Raw genomic sequence first — 18,669 nt, forward strand, 5'->3', positions numbered from 1 at the left:
AGGTGCCAGCGGCTCCGCCCATGACAAAAAGCCCAGGCAGAGGCACGCTTCGGTAACGCGTGAGGGAAGCCCTCTGCTGGACTTCTGCGATCAAGAATGCCCGCGAACGGCAGCCTAAACACCCGATTTGGATAACAAATGGGTTACGACTGCCGACTTGAAGCGTTCAGCCGGCGGCGGCGTGGCGCTCCAGGAAGGTGTAGACGTCGGCCTCGTCCACGCCGGGGAACGACCCCGGCGGCAGTGCGGCGAGCACGTGGGAGTTGGCCCTGGCCGACGGCCAGGCGTAGCCCTCCCAGCGTTCGGCCAGGTCGGCGGGCGGGCGGCGGCAGCACTCGCCGCTCGGGCAGCTCGACTTGGTGCGGTTGGTGGTCTCGCGGCCCCGGAACCAGCGCGACTCCTTGTACGGCACCCCGAGCGTGATCGCGAAGTCCCGCTCGCGCGACGGATCGACGTGGGCCACGCAGAAGTACGTGCCGGTGGGCGAGTCGGAGTACTGGTAGAACACCGAGAAGCGGTCCGGCGAGGCGAAGACCTGCCGCCCCGACCACTGCAGGCACATCCGCTGCCCCTCGATGGCCCCCTGCTCGTCGGCCGGGAAGACGATGCCGTCGTTCTCGTACGCCTTGTAGATCGTGCCCCCCGCGTCGTTGCGGACGAAGTGGCAGACCAGGCCGAGATGGTGGGTGGCGAGGTTGGTGAAGCGGTGGGCGGCCATCTCGTACGACACCGCGAACACGTCCCGCAGATCCTCCACCGACAGCGCCCGGTCGGACTTGGCCTCCTGGAGGTAGAGCGCGGCGGCCTTCTCGGGGACGAGGACGGCGGCGGCGAAGTAGTTGGCCTCGGTGCGCTGGCGCAGGAAGTCGGCGAAGTCGCGGGGTTTGTCGTGGCCGAGCGCGAGGTGCCCGAGCGTCTGGAGCAGGATCGTGCGCGGGGTGTGCATGCCCAGCTGCTCGTGTTTGACGTAGATGCGGCGGTTGCGCATGTCGGTGATGGAACGCACCGAACGGGGCAGGTCCTGGGCGGTGTGCACGGTGTAGCCGAAGTGCGTGACCAGGCTCTGGATCATGCTCTGGGACAGCGCGCCCGTACGGTATCCGACCGCTTCGAGCGCCTCGGCGGCGGCCTTCTCGATCTCGGGGAAGTAGTTGCCCACCTCCCGCTGCCGGCGCCGCAGCTCGGCGTTGGCGACCCTGGCCTCCTCCGGCGTGGCGGTGCCGCGGGCCTGGCGGGCGCGCAGCTCGCCGTACAGGCCGAGGAGGTGTTCGAGCACGTCGTTGGGCACGCGCGCGGACACCTTCAGCCGGGGCAGGCCGAGCCCGGCGTAGACGGGGTCGCGCTGGGCCTCCTCCAGCGCGATCTCCAGCTGGGCGCGGCGGTTGGGCGGCTGGCGGCGCAGCAGCTCCTCGACGGGGACGCCGAGCGCGGTGGCCAGCGACTTGAGCAGGGAGAGCTTGGGCTCGCGCTTGCCGTTCTCGAGCAGGGAGAGCTGGCTGGGGGCTCTGCTGACGCGCGCGCCGAGGTCGGACAGCGTGAGCCCGCGCTGTTTGCGCAGGTGACGCAGGCGCTGGCCAAACGCGATCAGATCGAGCTCCTGCGTCAAAGACAGCGGTTCTTCGCCCAGCAAGGAGGCCATACCGAATCTTAGACAGAAATTCGGCTCATCTTCCAGGCTTTCGGGACTCCGCGGCCGAGGGATCCAGGACCCCGCTTCCGCAGAGACGATTGGTCTAGGCCAACGGTAAAACATGCGATTTCTTCACTGCTGAATACCGACAGGTAATGCTCAAAGTGAGAATTTCGACGGTTCTTCTCTGCGGTTTGCCCTATTTGTCACGGGCGGCCAGGGCAGAGACTCGGCGTGAGCCCCAGGGGACGACAAAGGAGTGAGCCATGATCGATCGCCTCAAGGGAGCTGCCGAGCAGCTGCAGGACGAATGGGACAACGACCCTCGGTGGGAGGGCGTCGAGCGCACCTACAGCGCCGAAGACGTGGTCAGATTGCGCGGCAGTGTCCAGGAGGAGCACACGCTCGCCCGGCTGGGCGCCGAGCGGCTGTGGAGCCTGCTGCACACCGAGGACTACGTCAACACCCTCGGCGCGCTCACCGGCAACCAGGCGGTGCAGCAGGTGCGGGCCGGGCTGAAGGCGATCTACCTGTCGGGCTGGCAGGTCGCCGCGGACGCCAACCTGGGCGGGCACACCTATCCCGACCAGAGCCTCTACCCGGCCAACTCCGTGCCCGCCGTCGTGCGCCGGATCAACAACGCGCTGCTGCGCGCCGACCAGATCACCTGGTCGGAGGGCGACGGTGACGCCCCCCACTGGCTGGCCCCGATCGTGGCGGACGCGGAGGCCGGCTTCGGCGGCGTGCTCAACGCGTTCGAGCTGATGAAGGGCATGATCGCGGCCGGCGCCGCGGGCGTGCACTGGGAGGATCAGCTGGCCTCGGAGAAGAAGTGCGGCCACCTCGGCGGCAAGGTGCTGATCCCGACCGGCCAGCACGTCAAGACCCTGAACGCCGCCCGCCTCGCCGCGGACGTCGCCGGAGTTCCCACGCTGGTGGTCGCGCGGACCGACGCCCAGGCCGCGACGCTCCTGACCAGCGACGTGGACCCGCGCGACCAGGCATTCACCACCGGCGAGCGCACCGCGGAGGGCTTCTACCGGGTCAGGAACGGCCTGGAGGCGTGCGTGGCGCGCGGCCTGGCGTACGCGCCGTACTCCGACCTGCTCTGGATGGAGACCGGCACGCCCGACCTCGACGTGGCCCGTGAGTTCGCCGAGGCGATCAAGGCCGAGTACCCGGACCAGATGCTCGCCTACAACTGCTCGCCGTCCTTCAACTGGAAGAAGCACCTCGACGACTCGACGATCGCGAAGTTCCAGCGCGAGCTGGGGCACATGGGATACAAGTTCCAGTTCATCACGCTGGCCGGATTCCACTCCCTCAACTACGGCATGTTCGACCTGGCCCAGGGGTACGCGGCCGACGGCATGACCGCGTACGTCGAGCTGCAGGAGGCGGAGTTCGCCGCCGAGGCGCGCGGCTACACCGCGACCCGGCACCAGCGCGAGGTCGGCACCGGCTACTTCGACCTGGTCTCCACGGCCGTGGCGCCCGGCTCCTCGACCACGGCGCTGCGCGGCTCCACCGAGGAGGAGCAGTTCGGCCACTAGCGCCTTCGATCTCGCCGGTCACCTCCAGGGCATGGGACGGTTCCCCGGCGACCGGGCCGCGCCGGCTCCCAGCGCCGGCGCGGCCCGCTTTCACGCGCACCGGCACGGGAACGGCTGCGGTGGCCGACCTGTCAGGAGAACGCCGCACCATCTGGACGGGGCGGACAGCCGGGCTCGGATGACCTGTCAGGGGAGGGTGGTGCCGCTGGTCGGGGTGGGGGTGGCCGTGACGGTCGGGGTCGGGCCCGGTGACTCGCCCGGCCCGTCCTGCGGGATCGTGGTGATCGTGCCGGAGGGCCGCGGGCAGTCGCGCCTGGCCGCGGCGTTGCCGCGCCGGCGCGCGGCCGGGTTCGCGCACTCCCCTGGGTCGTTCCCGCCCTGGTCGCCAGGGCCGAACGTGTGCGACGTCGGGACGACGGTCCTCCTGCGCCCGCGCTCGCGATCGGGCGTGAGCACGGAGACCGGGCTCGTCGTACGGGTCCGCGTGACGAACACCGTGGGCGTGCCGGACGACGACGGCGGCGCGGTCGTCGTCAGCCGTACCGGCGGCGGATTCCTGGTCGTGGCCGCGGGCCGCACAGTAGAGGCGGCGCTGCTCTGCGGCCGTACGGCGGGCGGGTCGGCGGGCAGCAGCGAGCCTCCTCCCATGCTCAGCCCGTCCCCGCCCGAGGCCGCGATGACGGTGATGGCCGCGATCGAGACCGTGGCCAGGGCGGCGAAGGTCGCGTGCGAGAGCTGCGCCCTCGCCTTCGCCCTGCTCCCCCGCCCCCGCGCCCCGGACCGCCCCTTGCCCCCGGCGCGGCCCTCGCCCCGGCCCGTCGAGCACTCGCTGTCGGAACGGTCCACAAGCGGGCCGTCCTCGTCCTCGGGCGGTTCCGCGTCGCCGGGCGGGCGGGCCGGCCGTACCAGCCCGCCCCCGGCCGGGTACGGCACCGGCGTCCAGATCTCCGCCAGCACTCCCGCCACCGAGTGCCGCAGGTCCCACGGGTCCCCGACCCCGCCGGCGGCCAGCAGCGCGCGCAGCAGGTCGGCGGCCCTGGGCCGGTCGCCCGGCGCCTTGGCCAGGGCGGCCTCGACGGCGGGTCTGAGCAGGGCCGGCACGTTCTCCAGGCGCGGCGGGTCGAAGAGGATGCGCCGGGTCAGCACGTCGGTCTCCCCGCCGCCGAACGGATGGTGCCCGCCGGCGGCGTAGGCCACCAGGCAGCCCCAGGCGAACACGTCGGAGGCGGGCACGGCGGGCCCGCCCGTCAGCCGTTCGGGCGCGACCCAGCCGGGGCTGCCCATGACCTGCCCGGCCTGCGTGTGCGCGGACAGCGTGTCCACGTCCCGTGCGATGCCGAAGTCGATCACTCGCGGGCCCCGCGTGGACAGCAGCACGTTGCCCGGTTTGAGGTCCCGGTGCACGAGCCCGGCCTCGTGCACGGCCACCAGCGCGGCCGCGACGCCGAGCGCCACCCCGTAGGCGAGGTCCGGCGGGAGCGGCCCCCTGGCCTTGACGACCTGGGAGAGCGCGGGGCCGGGGATGTACTCGGTGACCAGGTAGGGGCGGTCCTTGTCGGTGCCGTCCTCCACGACCGCGGCGGTGCAGAACGGGACCAATCTCCGCGAGAAAGCCACTTCCTCGGCGAAGCGGGCCCGTAACGTGGCATCGTTGAGATGCACCGCATGCGGCGTCTTGAGGGCTACCAGGCCCCCTTGAGGGTGTTCGGCCAGATACACCACTCCCATCCCACCGGTTCCCAGGCGGCCGAGGAGTAGATATCGGCCGATGATGACCGGGTCGCCCACCGTCAGCGGTCGCACTCCGGCAGGCATGTCCCTCGCCCCACGCGCCATCCGGGTTTCGCCTCTCCTGATCAGGGTCACGGCAAAGCACACTGTGGCGGCTCCCGTGGAGGCTGTCCGCATGTCTTACATAAGGGGTATTGGAGGTAAGGCGGTCGTTCCCTTTAGGTGAGTAAATGCTGTGACATAGCGGCCTGAAGTGGCTCTTCGCGCCTGGCGTGCCGGGCGGGAACGAGAGCGGCCACCCGGCGGGAGACGGCGGGAATCAGGAGGCGATGGCGGCCGACTCCTCGGCCTCGACCTGACGGTTCCACTCGCGCTTGACCTCGCGCCACGCCTCGTCGTCGACCCCGGTCCGCCAGTACCCGGAGATCGACAGCCGGTCCAGCCCGATCCCCCGCTCGATCCGCAGATGCCGGCGCAGTTCCTTCACGAACCCGGCCTCGCCGTGCACGAAGGCGTGCACCTCGCCCTCGGGGAACTCCAGCGCCCGCACCGCCTCCACCAGCCGCGGGCCCACGGGCCCGTCACCCCGGTAGACCCAGGTCACGTGCGCGTCGGCGGCCGTGCCGAGCTTCAGCTCGTCCTCGGGCGCGTCCACCTCCACCAGCACGTACGCCGTGGCGTCCGCCGGCAGCGCCTCCAGCGAGGCCGCGATGGCCGGCAGCGCGCTCTCGTCGCCGACGAACAGATGCCAGCCCGCCTCGGGGTCGGGCGCGTAGCCGCCGCCGGGACCCAGCATGAGCACTTCGTCCCCGGGCGCCGCCCGCTCCGCCCACGGCCCGGCCAGGCCCTCGTCGCCGTGGACGACGAAGTCGAGGGTGAGCTCGCGGGAGTCGGGATCCCAGGCGCGCACGGTGTAGGTGCGCAGGCGCGGCCACAGCTCGCGCGGCATCGTCTCGCGGCAGGTCTTCACGCTGAACGGCTGGGGGTAGTCGACCCCCTCGTACGGGAACACCAGCTTGACGTAATGGTCGGTCAGCCCCGTCGTCGCGAACTCCGCCAGCCCGTCGCCGCCGACCACGACGCGTACCATGTGGCGGGAGATGCGTTCGGTCCGCTGGACCACACCCCGGTGATGATCCGTGCGCTTGTTCGCCATCGAACTAGCCCCCTGGTGCAGTTAGGTATACCTAACCTTATACTGCCCGCGTTTCCCGGCGTATGCCAATCACCTCATTCCGGACGAGCGAAATCCGGTCTCACGCCGCCGCCGAGTCGTCAGCAGGTATCGACGCGGGCATCGGCGCGGGCATCGACGACGCCCCCACCGCCGCCAGGAACCGCGACACGTGCTCGAAGGCCAGCCGCGCCTCGGGCAGCACGTCGGCCAGGATCGGGAAGACGTGCGGCATCCGCGGCCACTCCTCGTAACGCACCGGCACCCCCGCCAGCCGCGCCCGCCGGGCCACCTGCCTGCCCTCGTCCCGCAGCACCTCGGTCGAGCCGGTCACGATCATGAGCGGCGGCAGGCCGGTGAAGTCCCCGTGCACCGGCGAGACCAGCGGGTCCCACGGGTCCAGCCCCGAGGTCCACCTGCGCGCCAGCCAGCGCACCCGCCCGGCCGGCAGCATGGGGTCCTGCCAGCGGTTGGCCCGGCGCGGGACGTCGGTCAGGTCGGCCCACGGCGACAGGCAGACGGCCGCGCCCGGCAGCGGCGAGCCCTGGTCGCGCAAGGCCAGCAGGGTCGCCAGGGTCAGGTGGCCGCCCGCGGAGTCGCCGGCCAGCACGATGTCCTCGGGGTCGAATCCCCGGCTCAGCAGGCAGTCGTAGGCGTCCAGCGCGTCGGACAGCGAGTCCGCCAGCCGGTGCACGGGCCCCTGCCGGTAGTCCAGCGCCAGCACCGGCCGCCCGGCCGCCACCGACAGCCGCCACGTGATGGACCTGTGCGTACGCGGCGAGCACGAGAAGTAGCCGCCGCCGTGGAAGTAGAGCACGACCTTGCCCTCGTCCAGGTCCGGCCCGCCGCGCACCCACTCCCCGCCGCACGCGGAGAAGGCCGCCGGCTCGATCGTCACGTGCTCGGGATGGGGCACCTTGACCATCCGGGTGAGGTCGCCCAGGCGGGCCGCCCCCGTCAGGGCGATGGGGTGGCGCATCAGCAGGCTGGAGGCCGGCTTGAGGGTGCCGCGCATGAGACCGGTGAGCGCGCGGGCCTGCCAGCTCAAGGGGTAACCGGGTATCACGTCCTTGTCGATGAGCATGCTCGACCCTCCGAGGATGATTCTTCCCGCTTTCAAGATCGTCCTACCCATCAGTAGGTAACTAATCTCTTACGCCCGCATTTCGGCCCCCGCGGGCGCGGGCGAACCGGACCCGAGCAGGTCCGCGTCTGATTTGTCCAGGATTATTCGCGTTGCGAGCCGCCACGCACCCCGCAGATAATTCCGTGCTTCCTGCCCGACAGACCCGTGCCCGGGTCCAGGCACGGTGCGCAACCGTGCCATCACCCCCCGGAGGTGCCCAACCATCCCGCTCTATGCCCGGCTCGTCCGGTACGGCTTCCGCAAGCACGCCACCTACGTCTGGGCGGCGCTCGCCGGCGCGTTCACCAACAGCGTGTTCGGCATCCTGCGCGCCTACATCCTCATCGCGCTGTGGCAGGCCCGCCCCGGGCTGGCCGGCTACGACATGACCGACGCCATCACCTACTGCTTCGTCACGCAGGCGTTCATCGGCCCGATGCAGCTGTTCGGCGGCGGCCTCGGCCTGCCCGAGCGCATCCGCAGCGGCGACATCGCGCTCGACCTCGTCCGCCCCGCGCCCCTCCAGGCTTGGACGCTCGCCGAGGACGCGGGCCGGGCCGCGTACCTGTTCCTGGTCCGCGGCATCCCGCCCATGCTGGTCGGCGCGCTCGTGTTCGGCATCCACTTCCCGGCCGGCCCCGGCCGCTGGCTGGCCTTCCTGACCGGTTTCGCGCTCGGCGTCGTCGTCAGCTTCGGCTGGCGCTACCTGATCGCGCTGTCGGTCTGCTGGCTGCTCGACGACCGGGGCGTGGCCGTCGTGTCGCTGGTCCTGACCACGTTCTTCAGCGGCATGATGATCCCGCTGCACCTGTTCCCCGGCTGGCTCGGCGACCTGGCCGCGGTGCTGCCCTGGGCCGCGATGGTGCAACTGCCCACCGACCTCTACCTGGGCAAGGCGGCGGTGGCGCAGACGCTCGCCCTCCAGGCGCTCTGGGCCGTGATCCTGATCGGGCTCGGCACGGCCGGCACCAGGGCGATCCGCCACAAGGTGGTGATCCAGGGTGGTTAGGACGTACTTCCTGCTGCTGTGGACGTGGACCAGGGCCGCCGCCGCCTACCCCGCCTCGTTCGCGCTGATGAACCTGCTCGGCTTCGTCACCGCCGCGATCGACGTCGCCGTGATCCTGGTCATCTTCGCCAACACGACCACGCTCGCGGGCTTCTCCCGCGACGAGGTCCTCTTCCTGTACGGCGCCGCCGCCCTGGCGTTCACCATCTGCGACACGTTCGTCAGCAACATCGACCGGGTCAGCTCGCACATCAGGACCGGCACCCTGGACACGTTCCTGATCAGGCCGGTCAGCGCCTGGATCCAGCTGACCGCCGACCGGTTCCAGATCACCCGGCTCGGCCGCATCCTCCAGGCCGCCCTCGTGCTCGGGTACGCGATCACGGCGCTCGGCCTCGACTGGCGGCGCGGCTGGATGATCCCGGTCATGGTGCTCACCGGGATCGTCATCTTCGGGGCGCTGTGGACGCTCGCCGGCGCGGCGCAGTTCGTGCTGACCGACGCGCCCGAGGTGGTCAACGCCTTCACCTACGGCAGCTATCAGCTCAGCCAGTATCCGCTCGGCATCTACGCCCGCGACGTGGTCAGGGGCGTGACGTACGTGCTCCCGCTGGCCTTCGTCAACTGGCAGCCGGGCCTGTACGTGCTGGGCCGGGACGATCCCTTCGGGACGCCCGAGTACACGCGTTTCGCCGGACCCGCCGCCGCGCTGGTCCTCGCCCTGGTGGCCGCGCTGGCCTGGCGGCAGGGCGTCCGGCACTACCGATCCACGGGGAGTTGACGTACATGATCGAGCTTGACCAGGTCGGACGGTCGTTCAAGGTGAAGCGGAACGTCGTGCACGCCGTGCGCGACCTGTCCTTCACCGTGTCGGCGGGCGAGTTCGTCGGCTACCTGGGGCCCAACGGCGCGGGCAAGTCCACCACGATCAAGATGTTGTGCGGCATCCTGACCCCCACCACGGGCCGGGTCCGGGTGGCCGGGCTGGAGCCGGCGCGCCGGCGAACCACGCTGGCCCGGCGCATCGGCGTGGTCTTCGGCCAGCGGACGACGCTGTGGTGGGACCTGCCGCTGAAGGACAGCTTCGAGCTGATCAGGCACCTGTACCGGGTGGAGCGCGGCGCCTTCGCCGCGCGCCTGGCCGAGCTGACCGAGACGCTCGACCTGGGCGGCTTCCTGCGCACGCCGGTGCGCCAGCTGAGCCTGGGCCAGCGCATGCGCGGCGATCTGGCGGCGGCGCTGCTGCACGCGCCGGACGTGCTGGTGCTGGACGAGCCGACGATCGGGCTCGACGTGGTCAGCAAGAACGGCATCAGGGACTTCCTCAAGCGGCTCAACGCCGAGCGGGGCACGACCGTGCTGCTGACCACGCACGACCTCGGCGACATCGAGCGCCTGTGCCGCCGGGTGATGCTGATCGACCACGGGCGGCTGGCGTTCGACGGCACGCTCGGCGACCTGATGGCCACGGCCCCCGAGGAGTCGTCGATCGAGGAGGTGGTGACCCGCCTCTACACCGGCGGCGCGTCCAGGAGCGGGACCGGCTAGTAGTAGCTGCCCTCCGGCGTGGTCTCGTAGTCCTCGTCGAGCTCGTCCTGCCGGCGCGACCAGCGCGACGGCATCAGGACGGGGATGAACAGGGCCACGCCGATCAGGGCCAGGACGCCGGTCGTGAGCATGGTCCTGGCGCCGAAGCCGGCGTCGCGGATGATCTGGTTGACCGAGGGCTCGGAGGGGATCAGGGAGAGCGCCCGGTTCATGTCGAGCGCGTAGACGACCGTCCAGGCCAGCAGGACCAGGGACGGGACGAACGTGGCCAGCGGCGAGATCCGGCCCGCCGTCACGAGGCCGAAGACGAGCCCGACGGCGGCCATCGCGCCCAGCGCGATCCATATCCTCTGCATGTCGGGAGGGTTCGCCGCCGCGTTCCCCACGGCCTGCTGCACCGCCCAGCCCCCGCCTCCCAGCACGGCGACCGTCACCACAAGCCCGATGAGCAAACCACCTAAGTGCCGCAACGTTCTCACCTCTATGTCAACGTGGATCGGCACGACCCTAGCGACAAATGCCAATTTCGGACATGGCATTGAGCAGTCTGGAACTCGAGGTCTCAAGCAACCCTGCCCCGTGAGAGCATGGGGCACACCCATGCGTGCGCAACTCCCCCTGAGGCTTGCGCGGACGGCCGCCTTCGCCGCCGTCTGCGGGGCTCTGGCCGCGCTCGCCCACGTCCTCGGCGGCGGATCGGCGCCCGCGCCGGCGACCGCCGCGCTCGGGTTCTGCGGCGTGGCCGCGCTGGGGCTGGCGCTGGGCGGCAGGGAGCGCTCGGCGGGCACGATCAACCTGATGCTGGTCGGGGCGCAGCTGGGGCTGCACGAGCTGTTCGCGGGCGAGGGCGCCGCCTATGTCTCGCTGCACGGGCACGCCCAGGGCGGCCTGGGCGTCAACGCCGGCATGCTGCTCACGCACCTGACGGCGACGGTGCTCACGGGGCTGTGGCTGTCGCGCGGCGAGGCCGCGCTGTGGTCGCTGCTGCGCCGCCTCGGCCGGCGGCTGACGCCGCTCGCGGCCGTGCGCGTTCTCGTGCCGCGGCCGTGCGCGGCGATCGTGCACACCAGGGTGGTTCCGCTGCAGCCGGGTTTCCGGCACAGCGTGGCCAGGCGGGGTCCTCCACTTCCCGCCTGAGCCTCTGACACCCGGTCCGTCCCCCCGAACACCAAGTGGAGATTCCCCATGTCCTTCGTACGCCGTGCGGCGACCGTGCTCGCCGCCACCACCGCCCTCACCGCCGGCCTGGCCCTGCCCGCGCTGGCCCACGTCACCATCCAGCCGGGCACCGCCGAGGCGGGCGGGTTCACCAAGGTCGCCTTCCGGGTGCCCAACGAGCGTGACGACGCCTCGACCACCAAGATCGAGGTCAGCTTCCCCGCCGACCACCCGCTGGCCTTCGTCTCCGTCAAGCCCGTGCCGGGATGGAAGGTCAAGGTGACCGAGGGCAAGCTGCCCGCGCCGGTCAAGACCGAGTACGGGGATCTGGAGGAGGCCGTCACCAAGGTCGTCTGGTCGGGCGGCAAGATCGCCCCTGGGGAGTTCCAGGAGTTCGAGGTGTCCATGGGGCAGCTGCCCAAGGACGTCGACTCGCTGGTGTTCCCGACGAAGCAGACGTACTCGGGCGGCGAGGTCGTGGACTGGTCGGATGCCCCCAAGACGGACGGCACGGAGGCCGAGCACCCGGCGCCGCTGCTCAAGCTGGTGCCCGCCGCCGCCGAGGGCGCCGCCGCCGCGACCACCGCTCCCGCCGTCGCGCCGTCGGTGAGCCCGGTCGCGGCCGGTACCGCGTCGTCCTCTGACTCCTCGGACGGCACGGCCCGGCTGCTCGGCGGAGCCGGGCTGGTCGTGGGGATCGTCGGCGTGGTGGTCGGCTTCCTCGGGCTGCGCCGCCGCCCGTCCGCCTGACCCGCCCGTCCACTGACCCGCCGTCCGCCTGACCCGCCGTCCGCCTGACCCGGTCGTCCGGGCACGCCCCTCCGGAGCCCGGCCTGCCACAGGCCACCGTCGCTGTCCCCGCGCCGAGCGCGCGGGGACGGCCCGGTATCAGGCCGCAGTCAGGCGGCGGTCAGGACGTGATGTCCTTGCCGGAGAAGCGCGCCCAGGCGATCGTGCCGAACAGCAGGATGTAGGCCCCGAACGTGAGCAGCCCGTCCGCCAGCGCCCCCGTGTCGATCGGGCTGCGCAGCACAGCGTCGAAGTTCGTGAACTTGGTCGGCAGCAGGTACGGCGTGATCGAGCCGAGCTCGGGGATGGCCCGCAGCACCTGGCAGACGATGACCAGCACCATGGTGCCCGCGATGGCCCCGATGGAGACCTCGGTGAAGGTCGACAGCGCCAGCGCGATCGCGGCCAGCGCCGCCATGCCGGCGCCGACGTACCCGACGGTGATGGCGATGCGCACCAGGCCGTCCAGCACCGGGATCGTGGTCCCCGACAGCAGCGTCACCGGCCCGGCGGGGAACAGCACCAGCCCCGTCAGCAGCGCCGACAGCGCCACGACCGCCGTCACCGCGTACGCGTAGACGACCGCGTTGAGGTATTTGACGGCCAGCAGCCGGGTGCGCCCGGCCGGCGCGGCCAGCAGGTAACGCAGCGTCCCGCCGCCCGCCTCCCCCGCGATCGAGTCGCCCGCCACCACGCTGATCGCCACCGGCATCAGCAGCAGCACCAGGAACGAGAACGACACGAACGTCAGCATCAGGCTGTTGCCCGCGACGGCCTGGATGATCCCGCCCATCCCGTCGTCGGAGCCGCCGACCAGACGCAGCGTCACACCGATGACGACCGGGACGGCGGCGAGCACGGCCAGCATCACCAGGTTGCGCGGGCGGCGGAAGGTCAGGCCCAGCTCGGAGCCGAGCAGCCGCCAGAACGCCCACGTCGCCCGCGCCGCGGAACGGCGGCCGGACGGCGCGGAGGGCCCGGAAGGCCCGGCGGCGGGGTGATCGGTCGCGGGTTCTTCCGTGCGCTCGGTCGTCCGCATGGTCTCCGTCACCGGCACCAGGCCGGGCGTCCGCCGTGTGGCCGTCGAGGTCGCGCTTTCAGCCGTCGACATCGAAGCCCTCCCCTGTCAGTCCCACGAACACGTCCTCCAGGCTCGGCCGCACGACGGCCAGCCCCCGTACGGCCACGCCCTCCCCCACCAGAGCGGCGTTGATCTGCTCCGGCGCGTGCCCGCCCAGCTCCGCCAGGACCTGCCCGCCCTCGATCCGCACCTCGGCCAGGCCGAGCGAGCCCAGCACGCGCGCCGCTCCCGGCTCGTCGGGCGTCTCCACCCGGATGCGGGTGACCAGGCCGCCGTTGAGCGAAGCGATCGTGCCCTGCGCGACGAGCCTGCCGGCGCGCATGATCGCGGCGTGCGTGCACATCTGCTCGACCTCGGCCAGCAGGTGCGAGGAGACGAAGACCGTGGTGCCGTCCGCGGCGATCTCCTTGACCAGCGCGCGCACCTCGCGGGTGCCCTGCGGGTCGAGCCCGTTGGTCGGCTCGTCCAGGATGAGCAGTTCGCGCGGGCCGAGCAGGGCGGCGGCGATGGCCAGGCGCTGGCGCATGCCGAGCGAGTAGTTGCGGTAACGCTTGCCGGCCGCGGCCGACAGGCCGACCCGCTCCAGCGCCTCCTCGACCCGGCGCCTGACGGTGCCGCGGACCGCGTACGGGTCGGCGGCGTCGAAGCGCATGAGGTTGGCCGTGCCCGACAGGTACGGGTAGAAGGCCGGGCCCTCGACCAGCGCCCCCACCTTGGGCAGCGCCTCCGCCTGCGGCAGCCCGAGCACCGCGTACTCGCCGGCCGTGGGCGCCACCAGGCCGAGCAGCATGCGGATCGTCGTGGTCTTGCCCGAGCCGTTGGGCCCCAGGAAGCCGAAGACGGAGCCGCGCGGCACCGCCAGGTCGAGGGCGTCCACCGCGACCTGGCCGCCGCGGAAGCGCTTGGTCAGCCCCTCGGTGACGATCGCGTCCCCGGAGGGCGGGGCCGCCCCGAAGGGCGCCCCCGCTTCCTGCATGACGGCGGTCACTTGGTGCCCGCCGCCTTGGTGATCTCCTCCGGGGTGACCGCGCCGACCAGGAGGCGGCCGTCGTCGGTCAGCAGGGCGGTGACGAGCTTGGTCTTGATCAGCTTGCCCGAGCCCCACGTGCCGCTCACCGGGGTGGCGGACTTGAGCACGCTGTCCAGCAGCGCCTGCGGGTCTGCCCCTTCGCCGAAGTGCTCGCCGGGGCCGCCGGGCGTCGCGGACGCGTCCGGCGTCCCGGTGGCCGCGGCGGTCAGGTCCGACAGGGAGAACGGGATCACGGCCACGCTCGCCCAGCCGTCGCCGACGACCTTGGCCTCGCTCGCGACGCGCTCGGCGTGCTCGGCGTGCTGCTCGGCCTGCTTGCCGCGCATGTCCTCCAGGCCGATCGTCTTCTCCTCCACCTTGGCGCCCGGGGGCGGGGTGAAGGTGAAGTTCTCGGCCGCCGGCGGCGTGAACGTCACCTGGGTGAAGCCGAGCTGGAAGGCCGGCTCGGCCGAGCCCTTGGCGTACACCTGGACCTGGAGGGGGACGTACGTCTCGCCGTCGAGCGCGATCCGCACCTCCTGCACCAGCGAACCCTCCTCCTTGGGCGACAGCACGAGCTGGTAGACCGGGCGGCCCGCCACCTCCGCGTTGTTGATCACCCGGACCGCGGTGTGCTCGTCGGCGTGGGCCAGCACCCGCTCGGCCACCTGCTGCGGGGTCAGGTCACTGGGCTGCGGCACCGGCGTGGCCGGCGTGTGCGTGTCGCCCTTCTTGATGGTCAGCTTGGTCGCGGTGTTGGTGGCGCTGTCCCAGTACCAGCCCTCGCCGCCGTTCAGGATCAGGTTGGTCTCGTTCAGCTGGGTCGGCATGGCCACCCTCAGCTTGTCGGCGGCGCCGAACCAGACCTTCACCTCGTGCGAGCCCGACAGCAGGCTCAGCGGCGAGGCCGAGCCCGACGACGGCAGCGCCGGCAGGCCGAGCGAGGACGTCTGCTGCACCGTGCCGGACATCGGCGCGGCGCCGCCCTCCTTGTTGGTCGCCGCCACCGCGTCGGCCAGTAGTTGTGCCGCCGAACGTTCCGGCAGCGCGGGCTCACCGCTCACGGCGGCGATGACGGGGCCGGCGCCGATCGCGGCTCCGATCACGGCCGCGGCCGCGATCGGGACTCCCCACCTCACGAACGTGCCTCTGCGCATTTCACTCCTTAACGGTATGTCGATGCTCAGAGCCTGCGTCATGGATCCTGTGGCGGACCTGAGACAGTCTGAGATGGCTCTCAGCCTTCTCAGCGTTGTCTCAGGGCCGGAACAGGAGAATCGCCACATGAGGGTACTTGTCGTCGAGGACGAGCGGCGGATGGCCGCCGCGCTCCAGCGGGGGCTCCAAGCCGAGGGGTTCGCCGTGGACCTCGCGCACGACGGCGAGGAGGGCCTGTACGCGGCCAGGCAGGGTGACTACGACGTCGTGGTGCTGGACATCATGCTGCCCCGGCTGTCGGGCTACAACGTGTGCAAGCAGTTGCGCGCCGAGGAGAACTGGGTGCCGATCCTGATGTTGTCCGCCAAGGACGGCGAGTACGACATGGCCGACGGCCTCGACCTGGGCGCCGACGACTACCTGACCAAGCCGTTCTCGTACGTGGTGCTGGTGGCCCGGCTGCGGGCGCTGATGCGGCGCGACGCCGGGCGGCGGCCGTCGGTGCTGAGCGCCGGGGACCTGTCGCTGGACCCGGCCAGGCGCAAGGTGGAGCGGGGGCAGAACGCGATCGAGCTGACGCCCAGGGAGTTCGCGCTGCTGGAGTACCTGCTGCGGCGGCGCGACGAGGTGGTGTCGAAGTCGGAGATCCTGGAGCACGTGTGGGACACCTTCGACACCGACCCCAACGTGGTCGAGGTCTACGTCGGCTACCTGCGCCGCAAGATCGACGCCCCGTACGGGAGGAACGCGCTGCAGACCGTGCGCGGCGCGGGCTACCGGCTGGCGGGCGACGGTGGCTGACTCTCCGCTGGCCTGGTGGCGGCGGCAGGGGCTGCGGTTCAGGCTCACGGTGGCCGCCGCGGCCGTGCTCGCGCTGGCGCTCGCCCTGTCGGCCTCGGTGCTGGTCAGCGTGCTGGAACGAGCCCTGATGGACACCGTGGACGAGTCCACCAGGCAGCAGGCGCAGGCGGTGCGGGTGGCGGCCGACGGGGGCACGCTGACCAGCCCGATCACCACGCACGACGGCACGCTCGTGCAGGTCATCGACGACCGGGGGCGGATCACGCACGTCACGTACGGCACCGACCGGCTGGTGCCGCTGCTGGACGCGCGGGCCAGGGCGAAGGTGCTGGCGGAGGGGAAGGCGACGCTGCTGGACGGGCGGCCGTACGCCATCCCGGGGTTTCTGCGGGTCATCGTGCTGCGCGCGGACCGGGGGCAGACGGTGGTGGCGGCCAGGCCCATCTCCGAGATCCAGACCAGCCTCGTCACCGCCGGGAAGGTGCTGCTGATCGGCACGCCGGCACTGGTGGTGCTGCTGGCGGTGGCGAGCTGGCTGATGATCGGCCGGACGCTGCGCCCGATCGCGGCGCTGCGCAAGGGCGCGGCGGACATCACGCACACGGCCAGGTCGCGCCGGCTGCCGGTGCCCGAGTCGCGCGACGAGGTGCACTCGCTGGCCACCACGCTGAACGGCATGCTGTCCCGGCTGGAGGAGGCCGAGCAGCGCCAGCGGGGGCTGGTCTCCGACGCCGCCCACGAGCTGCGCAGCCCTTTGGCCAGCATCCGGCTGCAGCTGGAGGTGGCGCTCGGGCATCCGGAGGGGCAGGACTGGCGGGAGACGGCCGAGGGCGTGCTGGAGGACACCCTGCGGCTGTCCCGGCTGGCCGAGGACCTGCTCGCGCTGGCCAGGCTGGACGAGCGCGGCGGCGTGCCCGCGCGGCGCGAGCCGGTAGACCTCGACGAGGTGGTGCGGCAGAGCGCCGACCGCTACGCCGAGGCCCGGCTGACGGTCTGCGACCCGGTCGTGGTCCGCGGCGACGCGCTCGACCTCAGCCGGGTGCTGACGAACCTCATGGACAACGCCGTACGCCACACCGCCTCCAAGGTCGAGGTGGCGCTGACCGCCGACGGCGTCCTGACGGTCACCGACGACGGTCCCGGCATTCCCGCGCAGGACCGTGAACGGGTCTTCAACCGCTTCACCCGGCTCGACACCGGGCGCAGCCGCGACGAGGGCGGGGCCGGGCTGGGCCTGGCCATCGTCAGGGAGACCGTGCGGGCGCACGGCGGGACGGTGTCGCTCGAAGACGCCGAGCCGGGACTGCGGGTCGTGATCACCCTGCCCGTCGCCCGCGGCTGACCCCTGCGGATGCGCGCGGGCCAGACCGGTTGTGTCCTGTCGGGGCACGGGACCCTGGTCAGCCGGCGGGCCGCGTGCTAGGCACGAGGCATGCGCGTATCACGGGTGCGGGTTCGCGGGGAGGTGCTGCGGATCAGGAGCTGACAGCGGATTCCGGTGACCCTCAGGGGCACGGCGTCGTCGCCGGGCCCCCTGGGCTCGGTGTCTTCCAAGCCCTGTCAGTTGATCGTGGTGCGGCTCGTCGGGGGATGGAGATGGAGCGTTCCGAAAGTGGTCAGGCGGCTGTCCCCTTTTCTGCGGTGGCCAGGAAGTCCTGGGCGATGAGCGGCAGGCGGCGGCGGGCGTGCACGACCGCGATGACGCGGCGCACAGCGGGTTCGAGCGAACGCACCACCAGGCCCGCGCGTCCGGCCTGCTCGGCCATCCCGCGGTACCACAGCAGCGAGGCCTGCCCGGCGCGTACGGCGTTGAGCCAGCCGTTGCGTTCGTCGGTCTCGAGGACGACGACCGGGGTGACGGCGTACTTGCCGAACATGGCGTCGAGGTCCCTGCGCCGCATGCTGCCGCGGGCGGGCAGCGCCAGGCGCATGCCGTGCAGTTTGCCCATCGGCACCGGGTTGGGCAGTTCGAGCCCCGGCGGCGAGATCAGCACGATCTCCTGGCGTTCGAGCGGATGGGTGATGAGGTCGGTGGGCACGGGAAGGTCGGTGAGACCCAGGTCGGCCCGCTGATCCCGGATGGCGCTGACGACGCCGTCACGGCCGTCGCAGCGGACGATGTGCACGCGCACTCCCGGATGCTCGGCCGCGTAGGCGGGGAGCAGCCGTCCGGCGAGGCCGGGTTCGAGGCTCGGGGTGGCGGCGATGCGGAGTTCCGCCTCGGTGGCCGTGCTCTGGTTGGCCAGGCCCTCGATCTCGTGGACCGCGTCGAGTGCCTCCCTCGCCAGCTTGACCACCCGGCGTCCCTGCGCGGTGACGACCACCCCGCGTCCGGAACGGGCGAAGAGCGTCATGCCGAGCTCACGCTCGAGATCGCGGATCGCGCGAGACAGCGCAGGCTGCGCGATGTAGAGCGATCTGGCCGCGTCGGTCATGGTGCGGTGCTCCGCTGTCGCGACCACATAGCGGAGCTGCTGGAGATTCATGCCAAAGAAGCTAGGACACCGCCCGCCGCCGGGACCGGGAGATAGCGGAGATCACCTCGAATGATTTCGGACTGTAACCGAGCACCGCTACATCCGTGACGGGTGTTAAATCAGTATGCTTTTGCCCCAAATTTGCCAAGGGTCCGACAAGTCGAGTCGCAAAGCAGGCATCGCACTCATCGGGGTAAACGGGGAGACAAGGTGACAGGGAACGGGCAGTATCCACCCCCGCCACATGGGCCAGGACAGCCACAGCGACCACCCTCGTTGCCCTGGCCGCCACCCGGTTACCGGCAGCCGGGCCACGGCGGTCAGGGCGCTCCCCCGCCACCACCGCCGCCGCCCCCGCCGCCGCCTCAGGGGCGCCCGTACCATCCCGCGCCGACGCGTCCGCAGGAGCAGCCGTACCCGCAGCA

The 18,669-nt window shown here is 71.6% G+C and carries 17 protein-coding genes; 8 read left to right on the plus strand and 9 right to left on the minus strand.

Going from position 1 to position 18,669, the window contains the following annotated elements; all coding sequences use genetic code 11:
- Positions 1 to 166: 166 nt before the first annotated feature.
- Positions 167 to 1,639 (minus strand): helix-turn-helix transcriptional regulator, encoded by a 1,473-nt coding sequence (locus tag B0I32_RS28250; RefSeq protein WP_425438117.1) that lies wholly within the window; start codon positions 1,637 to 1,639, stop codon positions 167 to 169.
- A 257-nt stretch (positions 1,640 to 1,896) separates the two neighbouring features.
- Between B0I32_RS28250 and aceA the strand changes: the two genes are divergently transcribed.
- On the plus strand, positions 1,897 to 3,183 hold the full coding sequence (gene aceA / locus B0I32_RS28255) for an isocitrate lyase (RefSeq protein WP_106244955.1): 1,287 nt from the start codon (positions 1,897 to 1,899) through the stop codon (positions 3,181 to 3,183).
- Positions 3,184 to 3,369: 186 nt separating this feature from the next.
- Here aceA and B0I32_RS28260 read toward each other — a convergent pair whose 3' ends face one another.
- The 3 genes from B0I32_RS28260 to B0I32_RS28270 form a co-directional block, all read right to left on the minus strand.
- Positions 3,370 to 5,091 carry a protein kinase domain-containing protein gene (locus B0I32_RS28260; RefSeq protein WP_106244957.1) on the minus strand — a complete coding sequence of 574 codons (1,722 nt, stop codon included), beginning with the start codon at positions 5,089 to 5,091 and terminating at the stop codon, positions 3,370 to 3,372.
- A 142-nt stretch (positions 5,092 to 5,233) separates the two neighbouring features.
- Positions 5,234 to 6,070, minus strand: a complete 837-nt coding sequence (locus tag B0I32_RS28265) for a siderophore-interacting protein (RefSeq protein WP_106244958.1) — start codon at positions 6,068 to 6,070, stop codon at positions 5,234 to 5,236.
- A 100-nt stretch (positions 6,071 to 6,170) separates the two neighbouring features.
- Complete coding sequence (locus B0I32_RS28270) at positions 6,171 to 7,172, minus strand: alpha/beta hydrolase (RefSeq protein WP_181307871.1); 1,002 nt, start codon at positions 7,170 to 7,172, stop codon at positions 6,171 to 6,173.
- A gap of 226 nt (positions 7,173 to 7,398) precedes the next feature.
- On the opposite strand from B0I32_RS28270, the gene B0I32_RS28275 reads away from it, so the two are divergent.
- The 3 genes from B0I32_RS28275 to B0I32_RS28285 are packed head-to-tail and all read left to right on the plus strand — an operon-like array spanning position 7,399 to position 9,771.
- Positions 7,399 to 8,223 carry an ABC transporter permease gene (locus B0I32_RS28275; protein WP_245956084.1) on the plus strand — a complete coding sequence of 275 codons (825 nt, stop codon included), beginning with the start codon at positions 7,399 to 7,401 and terminating at the stop codon, positions 8,221 to 8,223.
- Positions 8,216 to 9,004 carry an ABC transporter permease gene (locus tag B0I32_RS28280; protein ID WP_106244960.1) on the plus strand — a complete coding sequence of 263 codons (789 nt, stop codon included), beginning with the start codon at positions 8,216 to 8,218 and terminating at the stop codon, positions 9,002 to 9,004. The genes B0I32_RS28275 and B0I32_RS28280 overlap by 8 nt, the downstream gene beginning before the upstream one ends.
- A 5-nt stretch (positions 9,005 to 9,009) precedes the next feature.
- Complete coding sequence (locus B0I32_RS28285; RefSeq protein ID WP_106244961.1) at positions 9,010 to 9,771, plus strand: ABC transporter ATP-binding protein; 762 nt, start codon at positions 9,010 to 9,012, stop codon at positions 9,769 to 9,771.
- Here the strand turns inward: B0I32_RS28285 and B0I32_RS28290 are convergent.
- Positions 9,768 to 10,223 (minus strand): hypothetical protein, encoded by a 456-nt coding sequence (locus B0I32_RS28290; RefSeq protein ID WP_245956085.1) that lies wholly within the window; start codon positions 10,221 to 10,223, stop codon positions 9,768 to 9,770. The genes B0I32_RS28285 and B0I32_RS28290 overlap by 4 nt on opposite strands.
- A gap of 148 nt (positions 10,224 to 10,371) precedes the next feature.
- Here B0I32_RS28290 and B0I32_RS28295 point away from each other — a divergent pair, with 148 nt between their 5' ends.
- Together B0I32_RS28295 and B0I32_RS28300 are read left to right on the plus strand one after the other, a co-directional pair.
- Positions 10,372 to 10,908 (plus strand): MFS transporter, encoded by a 537-nt coding sequence (locus tag B0I32_RS28295; RefSeq protein WP_245956086.1) that lies wholly within the window; start codon positions 10,372 to 10,374, stop codon positions 10,906 to 10,908.
- 48 nt (positions 10,909 to 10,956) lie between these two features.
- Positions 10,957 to 11,679 carry a YcnI family copper-binding membrane protein gene (locus B0I32_RS28300; protein WP_106244964.1) on the plus strand — a complete coding sequence of 241 codons (723 nt, stop codon included), beginning with the start codon at positions 10,957 to 10,959 and terminating at the stop codon, positions 11,677 to 11,679.
- Between the two features lie 160 nt (positions 11,680 to 11,839).
- Here B0I32_RS28300 and B0I32_RS28305 read toward each other — a convergent pair whose 3' ends face one another.
- The 3 genes from B0I32_RS28305 to B0I32_RS28315 are packed head-to-tail and all read right to left on the minus strand — an operon-like array spanning position 11,840 to position 14,965.
- Positions 11,840 to 12,829, minus strand: coding sequence for an ABC transporter permease (locus B0I32_RS28305; RefSeq protein WP_106244966.1), 990 nt, complete (start codon positions 12,827 to 12,829; stop codon positions 11,840 to 11,842).
- Positions 12,816 to 13,787, minus strand: a complete 972-nt coding sequence (locus B0I32_RS28310; protein WP_245956087.1) for an ABC transporter ATP-binding protein — start codon at positions 13,785 to 13,787, stop codon at positions 12,816 to 12,818. The genes B0I32_RS28305 and B0I32_RS28310 overlap by 14 nt, the downstream gene beginning before the upstream one ends.
- Positions 13,784 to 14,965: a LolA family protein gene (locus B0I32_RS28315; protein WP_106244968.1), complete on the minus strand. Its 1,182-nt coding sequence runs from the start codon at positions 14,963 to 14,965 to the stop codon at positions 13,784 to 13,786. The genes B0I32_RS28310 and B0I32_RS28315 overlap by 4 nt, the downstream gene beginning before the upstream one ends.
- A 127-nt stretch (positions 14,966 to 15,092) precedes the next feature.
- Here B0I32_RS28315 and B0I32_RS28320 point away from each other — a divergent pair, with 127 nt between their 5' ends.
- The gene (locus tag B0I32_RS28320; RefSeq protein ID WP_106244969.1) at positions 15,093 to 15,767 is read left to right on the plus strand and encodes a response regulator transcription factor; all 675 of its coding nucleotides are present in this window, start codon (positions 15,093 to 15,095) and stop codon (positions 15,765 to 15,767) included.
- The gene (locus B0I32_RS28325) at positions 15,760 to 17,109 is read left to right on the plus strand and encodes a sensor histidine kinase (RefSeq protein WP_106244971.1); all 1,350 of its coding nucleotides are present in this window, start codon (positions 15,760 to 15,762) and stop codon (positions 17,107 to 17,109) included. Before B0I32_RS28320 ends, B0I32_RS28325 begins: the two co-directional genes overlap by 8 nt.
- A 274-nt stretch (positions 17,110 to 17,383) precedes the next feature.
- Here B0I32_RS28325 and B0I32_RS28330 read toward each other — a convergent pair whose 3' ends face one another.
- Entirely contained in the window at positions 17,384 to 18,253 is an 870-nt protein-coding gene (locus tag B0I32_RS28330; protein WP_106244972.1) for a LysR family transcriptional regulator, read from the minus strand.
- Positions 18,254 to 18,669 lie beyond the last annotated feature (416 nt).

This window comes from Nonomuraea fuscirosea, assembly GCF_003001935.1.
GTDB classification, from domain to species: domain Bacteria; phylum Actinomycetota; class Actinomycetes; order Streptosporangiales; family Streptosporangiaceae; genus Nonomuraea; species Nonomuraea fuscirosea.